17 protein-coding genes, 1 tRNA gene and 1 pseudogene are annotated in these 15,645 nt (G+C 71.0%); 9 read left to right on the top strand and 10 right to left on the bottom strand.

Features of this window, described 5'->3' with window-relative positions:
- Window positions 1–72 precede the first annotated feature (72 nt).
- Window positions 73–996: a TerD family protein gene (locus tag CA983_RS27410; RefSeq protein WP_086603508.1), complete on the bottom strand. Its 924-nt coding sequence runs from the start codon at window positions 994–996 to the stop codon at window positions 73–75.
- Window positions 997–1,226: 230 nt separating this feature from the next.
- On the opposite strand from CA983_RS27410, the gene CA983_RS27405 reads away from it, so the two are divergent.
- From CA983_RS27405 to CA983_RS27395, 3 genes are all read left to right on the top strand, one after another.
- Window positions 1,227–2,393, top strand: a complete 1,167-nt coding sequence (locus CA983_RS27405) for an HpcH/HpaI aldolase/citrate lyase family protein (RefSeq protein WP_086603507.1) — start codon at window positions 1,227–1,229, stop codon at window positions 2,391–2,393.
- 63 nt (window positions 2,394–2,456) lie between these two features.
- The gene (locus CA983_RS27400) at window positions 2,457–5,108 is read left to right on the top strand and encodes a phosphoribosyltransferase (RefSeq protein WP_244207133.1); all 2,652 of its coding nucleotides are present in this window, start codon (window positions 2,457–2,459) and stop codon (window positions 5,106–5,108) included.
- On the top strand, window positions 5,108–5,923 hold the full coding sequence (locus CA983_RS27395; RefSeq protein ID WP_086603506.1) for an HAD family hydrolase: 816 nt from the start codon (window positions 5,108–5,110) through the stop codon (window positions 5,921–5,923). The genes CA983_RS27400 and CA983_RS27395 overlap by 1 nt, the downstream gene beginning before the upstream one ends.
- Window positions 5,924–5,929: 6 nt before the next feature.
- Here CA983_RS27395 and CA983_RS27390 read toward each other — a convergent pair whose 3' ends face one another.
- The 4 genes from CA983_RS27390 to CA983_RS27375 form a co-directional block, all read right to left on the bottom strand.
- Window positions 5,930–6,622 (bottom strand): DedA family protein, encoded by a 693-nt coding sequence (locus CA983_RS27390; protein ID WP_244207132.1) that lies wholly within the window; start codon window positions 6,620–6,622, stop codon window positions 5,930–5,932.
- A 70-nt stretch (window positions 6,623–6,692) separates the two neighbouring features.
- Window positions 6,693–6,914: an FmdB family zinc ribbon protein gene (locus CA983_RS27385; RefSeq protein ID WP_086603505.1), complete on the bottom strand. Its 222-nt coding sequence runs from the start codon at window positions 6,912–6,914 to the stop codon at window positions 6,693–6,695.
- Window positions 6,915–6,952: 38 nt separating this feature from the next.
- Window positions 6,953–8,356: a hypothetical protein gene (locus tag CA983_RS27380; protein WP_086603504.1), complete on the bottom strand. Its 1,404-nt coding sequence runs from the start codon at window positions 8,354–8,356 to the stop codon at window positions 6,953–6,955.
- 74 nt (window positions 8,357–8,430) lie between these two features.
- A complete protein-coding gene (locus CA983_RS27375; RefSeq protein WP_086603503.1) occupies window positions 8,431–9,372 on the bottom strand; it encodes a DUF4097 family beta strand repeat-containing protein in 942 nt (313 codons plus the stop codon).
- A 200-nt stretch (window positions 9,373–9,572) separates the two neighbouring features.
- Here CA983_RS27375 and CA983_RS27370 point away from each other — a divergent pair.
- Window positions 9,573–9,644 (top strand) — tRNA-Val (locus CA983_RS27370).
- A gap of 589 nt (window positions 9,645–10,233) precedes the next feature.
- Here CA983_RS27370 and CA983_RS27365 read toward each other — a convergent pair.
- From CA983_RS27365 to CA983_RS27355, 3 genes are read right to left on the bottom strand one after another with little or no spacing between them, the layout of a single operon-like run.
- Window positions 10,234–10,641, bottom strand: a complete 408-nt coding sequence (locus CA983_RS27365) for a hypothetical protein (RefSeq protein ID WP_086603502.1) — start codon at window positions 10,639–10,641, stop codon at window positions 10,234–10,236.
- On the bottom strand, window positions 10,638–11,237 hold the full coding sequence (locus CA983_RS47245; protein WP_208637054.1) for a DUF6415 family natural product biosynthesis protein: 600 nt from the start codon (window positions 11,235–11,237) through the stop codon (window positions 10,638–10,640). Before CA983_RS47245 ends, CA983_RS27365 begins: the two co-directional genes overlap by 4 nt.
- Window positions 11,234–11,440, bottom strand: coding sequence for a hypothetical protein (locus CA983_RS27355; protein WP_086603501.1), 207 nt, complete (start codon window positions 11,438–11,440; stop codon window positions 11,234–11,236). Before CA983_RS27355 ends, CA983_RS47245 begins: the two co-directional genes overlap by 4 nt.
- A gap of 173 nt (window positions 11,441–11,613) precedes the next feature.
- On the opposite strand from CA983_RS27355, the pseudogene CA983_RS27350 reads away from it, so the two are divergent.
- The 4 genes and pseudogenes from CA983_RS27350 to CA983_RS47240 all read left to right on the top strand — a co-directional run bounded on the left by CA983_RS27350 (window position 11,614) and on the right by CA983_RS47240 (window position 13,774).
- Window positions 11,614–12,366, top strand: a pseudogene (locus CA983_RS27350) (DUF6879 family protein).
- 10 nt (window positions 12,367–12,376) lie between these two features.
- Window positions 12,377–13,228: a helix-turn-helix domain-containing protein gene (locus tag CA983_RS27345; RefSeq protein WP_086603500.1), complete on the top strand. Its 852-nt coding sequence runs from the start codon at window positions 12,377–12,379 to the stop codon at window positions 13,226–13,228.
- Between the two features lie 46 nt (window positions 13,229–13,274).
- Complete coding sequence (locus CA983_RS27340) at window positions 13,275–13,454, top strand: hypothetical protein (protein ID WP_086603499.1); 180 nt, start codon at window positions 13,275–13,277, stop codon at window positions 13,452–13,454.
- A 161-nt stretch (window positions 13,455–13,615) separates the two neighbouring features.
- On the top strand, window positions 13,616–13,774 hold the full coding sequence (locus CA983_RS47240; RefSeq protein WP_208637053.1) for a hypothetical protein: 159 nt from the start codon (window positions 13,616–13,618) through the stop codon (window positions 13,772–13,774).
- Window positions 13,775–14,014: 240 nt separating this feature from the next.
- On the opposite strand, the gene CA983_RS27330 is transcribed toward CA983_RS47240, so the two are convergent.
- The gene (locus tag CA983_RS27330) at window positions 14,015–14,689 is read right to left on the bottom strand and encodes a PASTA domain-containing protein (RefSeq protein ID WP_244207131.1); all 675 of its coding nucleotides are present in this window, start codon (window positions 14,687–14,689) and stop codon (window positions 14,015–14,017) included.
- A 165-nt stretch (window positions 14,690–14,854) separates the two neighbouring features.
- On the bottom strand, window positions 14,855–15,205 hold the full coding sequence (locus tag CA983_RS27325) for a hypothetical protein (protein WP_086603498.1): 351 nt from the start codon (window positions 15,203–15,205) through the stop codon (window positions 14,855–14,857).
- A 113-nt stretch (window positions 15,206–15,318) separates the two neighbouring features.
- On the opposite strand from CA983_RS27325, the gene CA983_RS27320 reads away from it, so the two are divergent.
- Window positions 15,319–15,549, top strand: a complete 231-nt coding sequence (locus CA983_RS27320) for a DUF2277 domain-containing protein (RefSeq protein WP_086603497.1) — start codon at window positions 15,319–15,321, stop codon at window positions 15,547–15,549.
- Window positions 15,550–15,645: the final 96 nt, after the last annotated feature.

Genomic DNA, 15,645 nt, shown 5'->3' with positions numbered 1-15,645 from the left:
ACAAGACGAAGGTCCAGCGCTGAGGGCCGGGCCCTTGCGGGTGCCGGCCCTCGGGTCCTGCTTGTCGGGGCGCTAGCGTCCGATGAACTGCGGGCCCTGCGGGGGCAGGCGGAAGTCCGGGTCGGGGGCCGCGGCGGCGACCGGCTGCGGGTAGCCGTAGCCGGACTGCGCCCCCGTGACGCCCGCCGTCGCCGGCGCCTGCGGATAGCCGTAGGCGGGCTGGCTGGTGGGATGCGGGTAGCCGTACGCCGGCTGGGTCGCCGGGGGCTGCTGGGGCGGATACCCGTACCCGGGCTGCGCGGGCACTGCGGTCGGCTGCTCCGGCGGCAGCGGCCGGGACACCTCGGGGGCGGGCTGGGTGGCGGCCGGGGTCGTGGGCTGTGCCGGGTCGGCGGTCGCGGGCTGGGCCGCGCCGGCCGTGGTCGGCTGCCCGGCCGACTCCTCCATCGCCTCCGACTCGTCCACCGAGATGCCGTAGTCGGTGGCGAGCCCCTGGAGCCCGTTCGAATAACCCTCGCCCAGCGCCCGGAACTTCCAGCCCTCTCCGCGCCGGTACAGCTCGCCGCAGATCAGCGCGGTCTCCTTGCCCGTGGTGGGCTTGACGTCGAAGTACGCCAGCGCCTCCGCGCCGGAGCCCGCCGCGTCGTACAGCAGAATGCGCAGGGCCTGTACGTGGTCGAACGTGACGCCGTCCGCCGAAGCGACCAGCAGGATCCGGCTGACTCCCGACTCGACACCGGCGAGATCTGTCTGGATCGTGTCGGTCAGGCCCTCGGCGACCCGCTTCTTGCCGAGCCGCCACACCTTCCCGGAAGGGTGCCGGGGCTGGTTGTAGAAGACGAAGTCCTCGTCGGAGCGCACACGACCGTCGGGGCCGATGAGCAGCGCGGAGGCGTCGACGTCCGGAACCCCCTGCCCGGGTGTCCAGCGCAGCACGGCGCGTACCGTGGTGACTTCCAGCGGGACGTTCGACCCCTTCAGCATCGCGTGCGTCATGCGGTCATCCTGCCTTCTCGGTCCTGCTCACGACAACGCGGGGCCCCGCGTCGTCACGAGCGGCGCCGACGGGCCTCGGGGACTACCGTCGTGATGGCCGGGCCCGGCTGTGCTTGCCCGCGTTACCTGAAATTCATGCCTGACGGGAACCTCTGCCATGGACTTCTACGTACTATTACCGGCCAGCTTTCGACGATTCGCAGGTCGCACAACCACCACGGGGGAGTTCCATGCGTCATTTCGGGCACATCGCCCCTGAGGTGCGGAAGCGTCTCTTCTACCGCGAGCCGTGCACGTTCACCGCGGAGTCGCCGGCCTGGCTGCTCTCGGCCGCCCTGGGCGCCACGCTCTACAGCCCGGCCACCCGGGAACGCCTCGCCGACGACATCCTCAAGCAGGCCGGTCGCGGCGTGGTCTCCATGGTCCTGTGCCTGGAGGACTCGATCGACGACGCGGACGTCGGCCCGGGCGAGGAGAACCTCGTCCGCCAGCTCACGGCCCTCGCCGGCCTCCCGGGCGCGGACCTGCCGCTGCTCTTCATCCGGGTCCGCGTCCCCGAGCAGATCCCCGACCTGGTACGACGCCTCGGGCCCGCCGTCCGGCTGCTGTCCGGATTCGTACTGCCGAAGTTCACCGAGGAACGCGGCATGCCCTTCCTGGAGGCGCTGGCGACCGCCGAGGCCGAAGGCGGCCGCCGCCTCTTCGCCATGCCGGTGCTGGAGTCGCCGGAGCTGCTCTACCGCGAGTCACGCGTGCCGACCCTGGAGGGCATCTCCCGGGCCGTCGACAAGTACCGCGACCGCGTCCTCGCCCTGCGCCTCGGCGTGACGGACTTCTGCTCCTCGTACGGGCTGCGCAGAGGCCCCGACATGACGGCCTACGACGTGCAGGTCGTCGCCTCCGTGATCGCCGACGTGGTGAACATGCTGGGCCGCGCCGACGGGACCGGCTTCACCGTGACCGGGCCGGTGTGGGAGTACTTCCGGGTGCAGGAGCGCATGTTCAAGCCGTTGCTGCGGCAGAGCCCCTTCCTGGAGGTGCAGGCCGCGGAACTGCGCGAGAAGCTGATTGAGCACGCCATGGACGGCCTGCTCAGGGAGATCTCCCTGGACCAGGCCAACGGACTGCTGGGCAAGACCTGCATCCACCCCTCGCACGTGCTGCCCGTGCACGCCCTGTCGGTCGTCAGCCACGAGGAGTTCTCGGACGCCCAGGACATCCTGCGCCCCGAGCGCGGTGGCGGGGGTGTGCTGAGGTCGGCGTACACGAACAAGATGAACGAGGTGAAGCCGCATCGGGCCTGGGCCGAGCGGACGCTGCTGCGTGCCGAGGTTTTCGGCGTGGCGAACGAGGACATCGGCTTCGTGGAGCTGCTCGCGGCGGGCTTGGGCGACTGAACGCACGGCATCCGAGGAACGCAGACTCGCCGGGGATACCGGCGACTTCGACGCAGGGAATTCATGGAGAAGGCAGTGAACGAGGGGGTGCGCCGCCAGGTGCGCGACGGCGACGGCGACGAGGTGCGGCGGTCCGGGAGAGCCGGCGGTGCCGACGGCGTCTGGTCGGGCAGCTGGGTCGCCGAGCGGCTCGGCGTCGAGCTCGTCGGCGACGACCGGCTGACCGACCTGCTGGGACTGGCGCTGCGCCGCAACCCCAAGCGGGCACACCTGCTGGTGTCGAACGTGCTGGGCAAGCACGTCCCGCAGTCGCCGTCCGTGGTCTACGGCTACGGCGTCGAGCTGGGCCGCCGCGTGCGTGAACTGCTGGGCGCCGACGAGGCACGCCGCGCGGTCGTCCTCGGCTACGCGGAGACGGCGACCGGCCTCGGCCACTCCGTCGCCGACGGCCTGGGCCTCGCCCCCTACCTGCACTCCACCCGCCGCCCCGTCGCCGGTCTCGCCCCGGCCGGCGGCTTCGAGGAGTCCCACTCGCACGCGACCTCGCATCTGCTGCTGCCGGAGGACCCGGCGCTGCTCACCGGCGACGGGCCGCTGGTCCTGGTCGACGACGAGTTCTCCACGGGGAACACGGTGCTGAACACCGTCCGGGATCTTCATGAGCGGTATCCGCGGCGGCGGTATGTCGTGGTGGCGCTGGTGGACATGCGGTCGCCGGCCGATGCGAGTCGCCTCGCGGAATTCGCCGGGGAGATCGGCGCCCGGGTCGATCTGGTGGCCGCTGCTTCCGGGACCGTACGGCTGCCGGAGGGGGTGCTGGAGAAGGGGCAGGAGCTTGTGGCGCGGTACGAGTCAGAGAGTGCCGCGACAGGTGATCGGTCGTCTGCGGCAGCGTCGTGGCCGGTCGCGCAGTTCCCCGCGCCCCTTGAGGGCGTTGCCGCCAACCCGCCAGGGGCGCGGGGGACTGCGCGAACAGCCCCCACCGGCCCGCACCCGGACGACAACCGTGCTCACCCCCACGTCACCCGCATAGACCTCCGCTGGCCCGAGAGCCTGCCCGACGGGGGCCGACACGGTTTCACCCCCGCGCACCGGAAGCGCCTGGAGGACGCGCTGCCCGCCATGGCGGGCAGGCTCGCCGAGGCACTGCCCGCCGACACCCGCCGCGTGCTCGTCCTCGGCTTCGAGGAGCTGATGTACGCCCCGCTGCGGCTCGCGGAAGCCCTGGAGCGGGTGACGGACACCGAGGTGCGCTACTCCACCACCACCCGCTCGCCCGTCCTCGCCGTCGACGACCCCGGCTACGCGATACGCACCCGACTCGTCTTCCCCGCGCACGACGACCCCGCCGACGGACCGGGCGAGCGGTACGCCTACAACGTCGCGGGCGCCGACTTCGACGCCGTCGTCGCCGTCGTCGACTCGGCTGCGGACACCCCCCGGCTGCACGCGTCCGACGGCCTGCTGACCCAGCTCGCCGCGCACACGCCGCACGTCCTCCTCGCCGTCGTGCCGTCGTACGCCCCAGAGCCCCCGCACGCCCCCGAAAGGCCCTCCATGCTGCCCGAGCCCCTCCGCGGCCCCGCCTTCTCCTCGTACGCGCCAGAGGAGGTCGGCTGGCTGCTCCAGGACCTCTCGGACGTGACGCTGGAGGCGCCGACCGAGGAGCGCGAGGAGGCGATCCAGAGCGGCGGCGCGCACTACGCCGAGTCGCTGCCCGTGGAGTACCAGCCGAGCGAGCAGTACCAGGAGCTGTTCCACTCCGCCCTGGAGACCTCGGCGGCCCGCATCGCCCAGGCGGTCGGCGTCGTCACCGAGACGGTCCTCGCGGAGCGGTCTCCGCGCCCCGTCCTGGTCTCCCTGGCCCGCGCGGGCACCCCCGTCGGCATTCTGATGCGCCGCTGGGCCCAGCACCGGCACGGGCTCGACCTGCCGCACTACGCCGTGTCGATCGTCCGCGGCCGCGGCATCGACGCCAACGCCCTGCGCTGGCTCGCCGAGCACCACGACCCCCGGGACGTCGTCTTCGTCGACGGCTGGACCGGCAAGGGCGCCATCACCCGCGAACTCGCCCAGGCCCTGGAGGAGTTCGAGAAGTCCGACGGCGTCACCGGCTTCGACCCCGAGATAGCGGTCCTGGCCGACCCGGGCTCCTGCGTACGGACCTACGGCACCCGCGAGGACTTCCTCATCCCCTCCGCCTGCCTCAACTCGACCGTGTCCGGCCTGATCTCGCGGACCGTCCTGCGGGCGGACCTGGTCGGACCGCACGACTTCCACGGCGCCAAGTTCTACCGCGAACTCGCCGCCACCGACGTCTCGGTGGCCTTCCTGGACGCCGTCTCCGCCCGCTTCCCGGAGGTCGCCGACGCGGCCTGCGCCCAGGCCAAGGAACTGCTCGCCGCCGACCGCTCGCCCACCTGGGAGGGCTGGGCCGCCGTCGAGCGCATCAGTGAGGAGTACGGCATCCACGACGTGAACCTCGTCAAGCCGGGCGTCGGCGAGACCACCCGCGTGATGCTGCGCCGCGTGCCCTGGAAGGTCCTGGCACGCGCCGGGGCGGGCAGGGACCTCGACCACGTACGCCTGCTGGCCGAGCAACGCGGCGTACCCGTCGAGGAGGTGGCCGAACTGCCCTACACCTGCGTCGGGCTGATCCACCCCAAGTACACCCGGGGCGCGACCGGCGCCGACGGCAAGGCGGTGACGGTCTGATGCCCGCACTCGTCGCGAGCGACCTCGACCGCACGCTGATCTACTCCGCCGGGGCCCTGGCGCTGACCATGCCGGACGCACGGGCGCCCCGGCTGCTGTGTGTGGAGGTGCACGAGAGCAGACCGCTGTCGTACATGACGGAGACGGCGGCCCAGCTCCTCACGGACCTGGGCGACACGGCCGTGTTCGTGCCGACGACGACCCGCACGCGCAAGCAGTACCTGCGCATCAACCTGCCGGGCCCCGCGCCCACCTACGCGATCTGCGCCAACGGCGGCCACATCCTGGTGGACGGCGTGTCCGACCCGGACTGGCACGCACAGGTGACCGCGCGGCTGGCCGAACAGTGCGCGCCCCTGTCCGAGGTGCAGGAACACCTGCTGAGGGCCGCCGACCCGGTCTGGGTGCGCAAGCACCGCGTCGCCGACGACCTCTTCGCCTACCTCGTCGTCGAGCGTGAACTGCTGAACGAGGACTGGGTGAAGGAACTGGCGGTCTGGGCGGAGAACCGCGGCTGGACCGTGTCCCTCCAGGGCCGCAAGATCTACGCCGTGCCCAAGCCGCTCACCAAGAGCGCGGCGATGCGCGAGGTCGCTCGCCGGACCGGCGCCGATCTCACCCTCGCCGCCGGGGACTCCCTGCTCGACGCCGACCTGCTCCTCGCGGCCGACCAGGGCTGGCGCCCGGGCCACGGGGAGCTGGCCGACACCGACTGGACGGCTCCCGCGATCAGGGCGCTTCCCGAGCGGGGTGTGCTGGCCGGGGAGCGGATCCTGCGGGAGTTGCTGCGGACGGCTACCGCTGGGCCCGGCTGAAGGGCCCTAAGAGCTCGGGGCGTGCGGTGACCGCGCCGGTGCGGCTTGGTCGTGGCTCGTCGCGCAGTTCCCCGCGCCCCTTTCGGCGCGTCGCAGCAGCCGTACTCCGGCGAACGCCACCACTGCCAGGGCGGCCGCGGCGAGGACCACCTTCGAGTAGGCGGAGACGATGTCGGTCACCTGGTGCCAGTTCGCGCCGAGGAAGTAGCCGGCGAGCACGAACGCCGTGTTCCAGATCGCGCTGCCCAGGGTGGTCAGCCCCAGGAACACGGGCAGGCGCATGCGCTCCACACCCGCCGGTACGGAGATCAGGCTGCGGAAGATCGGGATCATCCGGCCGAAGAACACCGCCTTGGTGCCGTGCCGCAGGAACCAGGCTTCCGTCCGCTCGATGTCGGAGACCTTCACCAACGGCAGCCGGGCCGCCATCGCCACCGTCCGGTCACGGCCGAGCAGCGCACCGACGCCGTACAACGCGAGCGCGCCGATCACCGACCCGGCCGTCGTCCACAGCAGGACCGCCAGCAGGCTCGTCCGCCCGCTGGACGCGGCGAACCCGGCGAGAGGCAGGATCACCTCGCTGGGCAGCGGCGGGAACAGGTTCTCCAGGGCGATGGCGAGACCGGCACCCGGCGCGCCCAGCGCGTCCATGAGGTCGTTGACCCACTGCGGACCGGCGTCCGCTGCGATGGCTGTCATGCAGCCACGCTAGAAAACCGGACCTGAAGGTTCCCTGAGGAAATCCGCACGAGGCCTTGCGGCCCCCGGGTCAGCCGCAGCAGCCGCCACCGCAGCAGCCGCCCCCACCGCCTCCGCCACCCGTGCCGGGTGCCGGGGCGGAGGCCGAGCCGCCCACCGCGACGGTGGACAGGAGCTTCACCGTGTCGTCGTGGCCCGAGGGGCATGCCGCGGGAGCGGAGGACTCCGCCATGGGACGGCTGAGTTCGAAGGTGTCGCCGCAGGTCCGGCAGCGGTACTCGTAGCGAGGCATGGGCACAGGTTAACCGGCACGGTCAATCGACCGTGCCGTCAATGACCGGCGGCCCCGCGTTCGTCGCGGATCAGGGACACCACGCGGGACACGGCCCGGCGTACGGCTTCCGTTTCCGTGAGGAAGTGCCAGTAGTCGGGGTGGCGGCCGTCGAGGGTGGCGACGGCGCGTTCCAGGCGGGACACCGCGTCGTCCAGAGGGCGGGCGTGGCGCGGGTCGGGGGTGTTGCGGCCGGCCATGGCGAGACGCTGGGCGTCGCGGATGGCGAAGCGGGTGCGGTCGATCTCCTGCTGGGGGTCCTTCTGTACGGCGTTCAGGCGGTGCAGGCGGTCGCCGGCGGCCGAGACGGCCTCGTCGGTGGTGTTCAGGAGGGCTCGTACGGTCGACAGCAGGGCCGTGGCGTCGGCCCAGCGCTGTTCGGCGCGGGCGGTGTGGGCCTCGGCCAGTTTCGTCTCGGCCTGGCGTACGTTCTCGGCGGCGATGTCGGGGACGCGTTGCAGGTCCTGCCAGCAGGCCACGGTGAAGCGGCGGCGCAGCTCGCTCAGGATGGGGTCGACCTGCTCGGAGCGGGTGGTGAGGGCCTGGGCGCGGGTGCGCAGGGAGACGAGCCGGTGATCGATCTCGGCGGCGCGCTCCGGCAGCCGCTCGGCCTCCACGCGGACCGCCTCGGCCTCGCGCGTGACCCGCTCGGCCCGCTCCAGGGTCTGCGGCACGCCGTGCTGCCCGGCGCCCTGGTTCAGCTTGGTGAGCTCGGGAGACAGGGCGGCGAGACGGGCTGCGAGGTCGTCGGCCTTCAGCCCTGTCGTCCGTACGGAGTCGAGCGCGTTGGAGGCGGCGAGCAGGGCCTGGCGGGCGCGCTCGACCGCGGGGGCGAGGCGGGCCAGCTGGGTCTCGGCCTTGCCGAGCAGCGGGCCGAGGCCGTCGGTGAACCGGTCCAGCTCCTGCTTGACCCGGTCGAGTTCCTCCTTGGCGGCGGTCAGCTCCGTGCGGGCGCGGGCGGCGGCCGAGGCCTCCAGGTCGTCGCGGTCGAGGTCATGGGCGTCGACGGCGCTGATGTACTGGTGGCTGGCCTCGTCGATGCGCCGGCCGAGCGCGTCGAAGTCGGCGACGGCGCGCCGGGCGGCCGAGGAGGCGTCGACGGCGGTGATCGTCTCGATCGAGATGCGCAGGTCGCGCTGCGCGGTGTCGAGCTCGTAGAAGGCGGCCGCGGCGGCGTCCTTCGCGGCCTGTGCCTCGGCCCGCTGGCTCTCGGCACGACCGCCGAACCAGCGCCGGGTGCCCCCGCCCGCGAAGGCGGCGGGCAGCGCCAGCGCGGCCAGCAGGGGCAGTGCCATCAGGGTGAGCGCGTCACCGAGCGGGCCCGGGGTGCGGGGGAGGCGGCGGCGCGGGCGGTGTGCGCGCGGCAGCGACGGCGAGTACGGCTGCGCTGGAGTCGCCGTCACATCCCTCTCCCGTGCTGTGGTCCACCCTGCCCGGTGTCATTCTCCCACCGGTTAAGGACGAACACACGGGCCGGTTAGTTCGCCGTTCGGACTGTCACTTTGCCGTCGCCGGTGTGGGCGGACACCACATGGGAGCTGGTCTCGTCGCGGGGGACGGACACATCCACGCCGCCGTCACCGGTCTCGGTGGCCACGCGGTAGGCGGCCTTGGGCAGTGCGATGGTCACCGAACCGTCGCCGCTGCGGGACTCCACGCGGTCCGGCACGGCGCCGAGTTCCAGACGGACCGAGCCGTCGCCGGTGCGGGCGCGGACGTCACGGGAGGAGACGTTCGCCCGGATGGATCCGTCGCCGGTGCGCATCCGCAGGGGGCCGGTGGTGTCGGTGACGCGAATGGATCCGTCGCCGGTGCGCAGCTCCAGGGGGCCGGTGGTGTCGGAGACGCGGACGGAGCCGTCGCCCGTGCGGATGTTCAGGGGGCCGGTGGAGCCGGTGACACGGACCGAGCCGTCGCCCGTGCGGATGCTCAGCGGGTCCCGGAAGCCGCGGGCGCGCACGCTGCCGTCGTCGTCCTGGACCTTCACGGTGACGCCCCGCGGTACCTCGATGCGGTGCTTGCCCGAGCAGTCGACGATGAAGCCGGAACACTTCAGCCGCAGCACCAGCCGGTCGTCCCGCATGACCCAGGTGGCCTTGGGTTCCTTGCCGACGACGACCGAGCCCTGGAACCACCGGGTGACCTCGATCTTGCCGGACGGGTTCTCGTCGGCGGCGACGATCTCGAGGGCCGAGTCGTCGGAGTCGACGGTGAGCGTGCGGCCCTGGAGGTCGAAGGACCGGCGATCGGGGTCCTTGTCGTCCCCGGCGGACGCGCCGCAGGCGCTGAGACCGGCGACGAGCACGACGACGGCACCGGCGACGGCGACCGCGCGGGCAGAGACTGGGCGGGTGGTACCTGTGGTGCCTGTGGTGCCTGTGGTGCCTGTGTTGCAGACGGTGCGAGTGCTGCGGGCCATGACGATCTCCCCCTGGACGGACGACGAGCGCTGTCGGGCGCTCTACGACCGTATGGATCCAGAGCCCGCCGGGCGATCCGGGCCACTCCCGGATCAAAGGTGGGGCTAACCCCCGGACCGACCCGCAGATACGGGTTTGCGGGACCGTGCCCCGGGCAATGTAGGCTGTCGACTCGTCCTGGGCGCATGGCCCGGGAGCCGGGTGCGTAGCTCAGGGGTAGAGCGCCTGCCTTACAAGCAGGATGTCGGCGGTTCGAAACCGTCCGCGCCCACGGGATGAGTTAGCAGGTCAGAGGTCCCCTGGTGGTCACGCCAGGGGGCCTCTCCTGTGATCGGAGTCCACAAAGAGTCCACAACCCCAACGATCATGTTTCTCCATTACTCGTTCGGGGCAACGTAACCGCCCCACCCCGTGCAGGGAGTGGGGCGGCTTGCTCTGATCGAGTCGGAGCGAGGATGACCGGCCGCGGGCGGACACAGGTACACCCGCGCCATGATCGTTACTGCTTTGTCGGGTGCCTCTCGACCCCATGCAGGTCCAGTTGGTGAACGCGTCGGCCTCGACCACAAGACGATTCACCGGTACGAGTGGCCCGCCACCGGCGCCAGGGACCCGGCGCGGGCCACTCCGGGCGCTCCCGCCTCCCGCCTCCTGCCAGCGACCAAGCGGGAGCGGTGGAGTGGCTGTGTCGGAGGGCTCGCGCTCGCCGGCCCAGGCGAGGACAGGTGGGAGGCCCAGTGCCGGCGCGATCGGCGACGCATCGACACCGGGGGATGAACGGACGGCCGTCCCGTCCGAACCAGTGGAGGACGGCCGCCCTACCCGCCGCGCTGCGGTCGACGTACCGCAATGGCGGGGGCTCATAGACGGGTGCCGACAGCGATGGTGTCGTTGCCCGCGAGTCGCAGGATCGCCCGCAGGATGATCGGCAGACGGCGTTCGTCGAGGTCCTCCACCGAGGCGAGAGCGGTGATCCCGATGCCGACCATGGACAGGACCAAGCCGAGGAACGTGCGCTGCTGCTCGTCCAGGCCGAGCCCGTACTGGAGTCCGGAGAGCCCTTCGAAGTTGGCCTTGGCGCCTCGGCTGGTGTCGACGACGAGAGCACGACGCACGGCCGGGACCTCGAGGATCGTGCGCTCCTCGGCCAGTGCCTGGACGGCTGCCCGTGCGCGGGGCGACTTCGCCGTGCGCAGCAACTGCTTGCACAGGTTCGACACCTCGTCGCTGACCTCCGGCGCCTCGGTCCCTGCCTCGGGAGTGGTCATGCCGTTGCCTCCACCGGACGTACCTGCCGAGCGATGCGGGCTGCGGACGCGCGGATCCGAGCCTGCCGGTACTCCTCGTTCAGCCTTTCCTCTTCCTCGCAGGGGAGGCCGAGGTTCGCGCCCTTGTCGTCCATGGCCTTGCAGGTCGGGCACGTCAGGCAGTGTTCGGCCAGGCGTACGAATGCGGTCTGCTCGGGCGTCTCGGTCATGCCCGCGCTGACGATCTCGTAGTGCTCGCACAGGGCGACCAGGACGCGGGCGAGCCTGCGGGCGTACATCACGCTGCCGCTCAGCCGCGCGAAGCTCAGCTCGGGGGCCCGGAGCTTTCCGCGGGCCTCCCCGACGCAGTACATGGCGCCAGAGCGGGTCGGGCTGTTCTCCGGCAGCCGCCCGGCCGCCTGCTCGACTTCGGGTGTCAGCAGCTGTAGGTGGCCGCGCAGGGTAGCGGTGAGCGTGTCCAGTTCCTCGGCGGCCGGCGGGAGGGTGTCCGGTCCGGAGTCCGGGCCCAGCACCAGTCGCGCGGTCTCGCGCATGATCGCGAGGTCGGGTAGGCCCAGCGGCGGTGTGTCTTGGGGAATCAGTAGCTTCGTGATCATGCCATGGTGCTCCCTCGCTGGAGTGCGCGTGCTGGCCGCATGGCCACGTCCGCGCGCACGCCCCCCAGTTCGACCATGCGGAGAGTCGGCGAAGCCGCGTCCACCGCCAGTGAGGGGAGCACGATGCCGACCTGGTCCAGGGCCGCCCGGAGAGACTCCATGGCGGTGAACGGGTCGACGTCCTGCGCGGGTGCTTCGGCCATGAACAGGACCGTACGGAGGCGGTGTTGACACTCGCCACGTGATGTTCTCGAATGTTCTCGCAGCCTGACTGATTGTTCTCGTGTGGTCTCACAGCGATGCGCGTGCACGGTAGTACGAGGCCTGGAGCCTGGTGATGCTGAAGGTGACACAACCCAGCACGAGGGAGACAACCATGGCGCGACGGCTGCGATTCAACGGCACGGACAGCAAGAACGGTTCGTGCCCCGCGGTGCACGAGGACCTCGACAGCGGTGAGATCATCGTCCAGGGGAGGCCCCTCACCGACCCTGCGGACCTGCGGCAGTTGCAGCACTTCGGACTGGACGACGCCGCGGTGGTCATCCCCCGCGAGCTGCTCGTCAACCACGGCCCGAAGGAGATGGACCGCGTGCCCAAGCTGATCGACTTGGAGGAGTTCGGCCAGCTGTTCCGCCGCTTCGAGCACTCGGCCTGGCACCTGGAAACCCGGCGCGGCTACGCCTCCGATCGTGAAGACGAGGGCTACGTCGAGTTCCTCAAGACGGGCCAGGCCCCGATGGACCTCGACAGCGACTGGTGCCAGAACATTCTCCGGCAGACCGGAGCAGGCAAGTACGTCGGCCGCGTGCGCGTCGTCGACACCCCGCCCACCGAGGGGCAGCGGTTCCTCCTCTCCTACGCCCGCTGCAACGCGGCCACAGGCGAGGACGTCCGGAACCTGTGGCGGGAGGACGCCGAGCGGGCACACCTGCCCGCCGAGGACTTCTGAATCTTCGACTCGCGCCTCGTGGCGATCCTCCGCTTCGACGACGAGGACGTCTTCCGCGACGTCGAAATCATCACCGAGCCCGCCGAGGTGCTGCGGTACTGCAGGGTCCGCGACGCCGCCGTCCACGCGTCCGTGCCCTACGACCAGTTCGCGGCGCAGCTCGGCACGAAGGAGTAGACCCCCGCCGGTGAGCACGGACTACCAGCAGGCCCGGGAGGCCCTCGGCCGTCGGCTGAGGGAGCTACGCCTGTCCGCCCCTGAGGGCCGTCTCACCGGCACACAGCTCGCACAACGGCTCGGCTGGCCGCACTCCAAGGTGTACAAGCTGGAGGGCGGCCGACAGACCGCGACGAGTGAGGACCTCCACGCCTGGGCCCACGCCGTCGGGCAACCCGAAGCGGTCAGTGAACTGGACGCCCGGCTCAAGGGATTCGAGGCCCACATCCGGTCGTGGAACCGCCAGCTCGCCGCCGGGCACCGGCCCGTACAGGACACCTGGAACATCGCTGTCGAGCGAGCACGCGTCATCCACGCGTGGGAAGAGGCGGTCATCCCGGGCATGCTCCAGACCGCCGACTACGCCCGGCACATCTTCCTGCGGTACGCCGATCTGCAGGGGACGAAGCGGGACACGGAGGAGGCCGTCCGCTCCCGGATGGAACGGCAAGCATGGCTGTACCAGGGTGGTCGACGGTTCCACGCGCTCGTGTGGGAGGCCGCGCTCCATGCGCTCGTGTGCCCACCGTCTGTCCTTGCCGCGCAGCTGGACCGGCTCGCCGGGCAGGTCGGGATGGACACGATCGAGCTCGGAATCATTCCGCTGAGCGCATCCTTGCGGGTCCCCGCCGCGAACGGGTTTTGGATCCTCGACGGCAGACTCGTCATCACCGAGGACTGGCACGCCGAACTGTGGCTCGATGACGATGCGACCGTGGCCTCCTACCAGCGAGTGTGGGACACCTTGAGCGGGTCCGCGGTCTACGGAGCGGACGCGCAGAACGTCATCAGCCGGGTCCGGCGGACCATGAGCCCACGCTGACGTATAGCGCGGGCCGGTTGTCAGTCGTGGGTCGTAGGCTCTATGCATGTCCCCCGACTCTCAGATCCCTGGTTCCGTGCGGTCTGCTGCCGTCGTGAACGAGGAGATCCGTGCGCTCGTCGTTGCGTGTGGCGGCTGGCTCTACGGCGAGAAGCGCGCCGAGTACGAGCGGCTGGTCGCGGAGTGGGCCGCCGCGATGCGGGACGAGGTCGTCGAGGCGGCCTAGGCGTACATCCTGCGCTGCGGGTCCAGAGCAACGGCCTGCGGCGCATTCGGGCTGTCGCTCGGGTCGGGAGCTCCGTCGCGCCGGCACACCAAGGCGTCCGGGTCGTAGGACGGTGGCCGCAGCGAGTACCCGTCCGGGCACGACGGCCCCGGATTCCCGCGATGCTGGTGGTGCCGATGTCATGCACGACGCTGAACAAGTGGGGGGCCGGCATCTCGGACACCGTCGCCATCGGTATCCCGTCGGAAGCGGTGCACATGGTCGTGCCTGTCGCAGCGATGCCCTATTTCAACCAGGCGCAGGTGCTCAGCCAGCGGTAGCACGGTCGATCGCCGTCCTGCGCGAGCAGGGGGTTCTGGTCCTCGACGGTTCGGACGGGTACGAGTCGCACCCTCTGAAGCGGGGGAATCCGCGGGCGTACCCCTGGGGCAACGCGCTCACCGGCGTCCGGCGGCACGCCGACGCTCGCTGACCCCTGACACGACGAAACGCCCCCTCCCGCCCGAAGCTTCCGTTTTAGTGGTCGTTGCAACACCCCAGTTCAGCAGCGGGGGATCACGTCAGCAGGACTCCTCGAACTTCACCGCGGTGAGCGTCACAGGCCGGCCGTCCAGCTTCGCGCCGGCGGCGGGCTCCTGGCTGCACACTTTCCAGTTCGACTCCATGAGGACCATGCGGTCCTGGCCGGAGGCATCGTTGACGGTGATGCTCGTTGAGGGGTCGAGGCCCTGGCGGGCGACCTTGACGGCCTTGCCCTTGAAGTCGGGCATCGTGCCGCCGGCCGCCTCAGGGGCGGCGCCCTCGTCCTTGGCCGGGCAGTCCTCTTCGAGCTTGACCGTGGCGAAGTCGACCTTGGTGTCGGTGGAGTGCTCGCCGGCCTTCGGGGTCTGGGAGCACACCTTCCAGTTCCGGTCGAACGCCTGCATGCGTCCGCGGCCGAGGGCGTCGTGCGAGGTGAGGCTGTAGAACCCTGCCTGTTGCGCCTGGTCCTGCGCGGACTGGAGGCCCTTGCCGGTCATGTCGGGCAGCGAGGCGTTCTCGGCCTTCGTGGTGTCGTTGCCGGTGTCGGCCTTGTCGTTGCTGCCCTGGCTGGGCTTGGAGTTGTTGCCGCTGCTCGTGTCGGTGCCTTCGCAGGCGGTGAGTGCGAGCAGGGCGGCCGCGATGAGTGCGGCTGTGGTGGTGCGCTTGATCATGGTGTCCCCCCAGGTGTGGTGCGGGTGCTGAGGGAGCATCATGCGTCTTGTGAAGGGGGCGTGGTTGCGGAGTGGTGCTCCTGTGACACGAACGGGTGTGTTGCGTCCGTTTCCAGGTGAAGGATGTTGGCCCGGATCGGCAGAAGCGCCCCGGGCCCATCGGCCCCGGGGCGCTTCTCAGTCTCCGTCGGTCTCCGTCGGTCTTCGTCAGTCTCCGCCGGCCTCCTCCGGCGGAGACTCGTGCGCGTGTTTCAGCGCCGAGCGGGCCCACACCCGCTCGGGACCGGAGAGTTCGGACCAGTAGCGGTGCGTGCTGACGAACACCGCGAGCTCGTGTTCACGCCGCCGGAGCTTCTCCACTTCGGCCTGTTCGTCGGCTGTCCAGCCGGGGGAGGCGGGGCGCTCCACCTTGCGCCAGCCGTTGTCGTCGCTGAAGCCGTCCAGTGGTTCCACCGACCAGGGGAGGCGCTTCAGCAGGGCCGACAGTTCGGCCCGGACCTGATGGAGTTCCTCCTGACCGGCGAGGAGGTCACTCGGAAAGTCATAGGTCGTTGCCACGGCCCAATGATACGCCTGTTCGAATTGAGTGGGCGAGTTCGCTCCCGTGGTTCATGCGAACGAGTGTTCCCGGTTCGTTCCCCGGGGAGGGGCGCAGGGGCCAGACTGGGGGCATGTGCCGGAGTATCAAGACCCTTCGTCCGCCCGCGCTGCCCGAAGAGGCCACGGAGGCGGACATCAGGGCTGCCGCGTTGCAGTACGTGCGGAAGGTTTCGGGTTTCCGCGCCCCCGCCGCTCACAACCAGGAGGTGTTCGAACGCGCCGTGGAGGCCATCGCGCAGGCCACGGCGGAGTTGCTGGACGGGCTGGAGGTCCGTGGCGCCGGGGTCCAGCGGGCGAGCTAGCGTCCGGTCGGCGCCCAGGGCCGCCGAACCCCAGGGCTACGACGGCCGCGGCTCCCTGCGCATCAGGTATGCCGCCCCTGCCCCGGCCCCGAACAG

It is taken from the genome of Streptomyces swartbergensis, assembly GCF_002148965.1.
Lineage (GTDB): Bacteria > Actinomycetota > Actinomycetes > Streptomycetales > Streptomycetaceae > Streptomyces > Streptomyces swartbergensis.
Note: the sequence above shows the minus strand (reverse complement) of the source record. Positions and strands in the feature narration are given on the sequence as shown.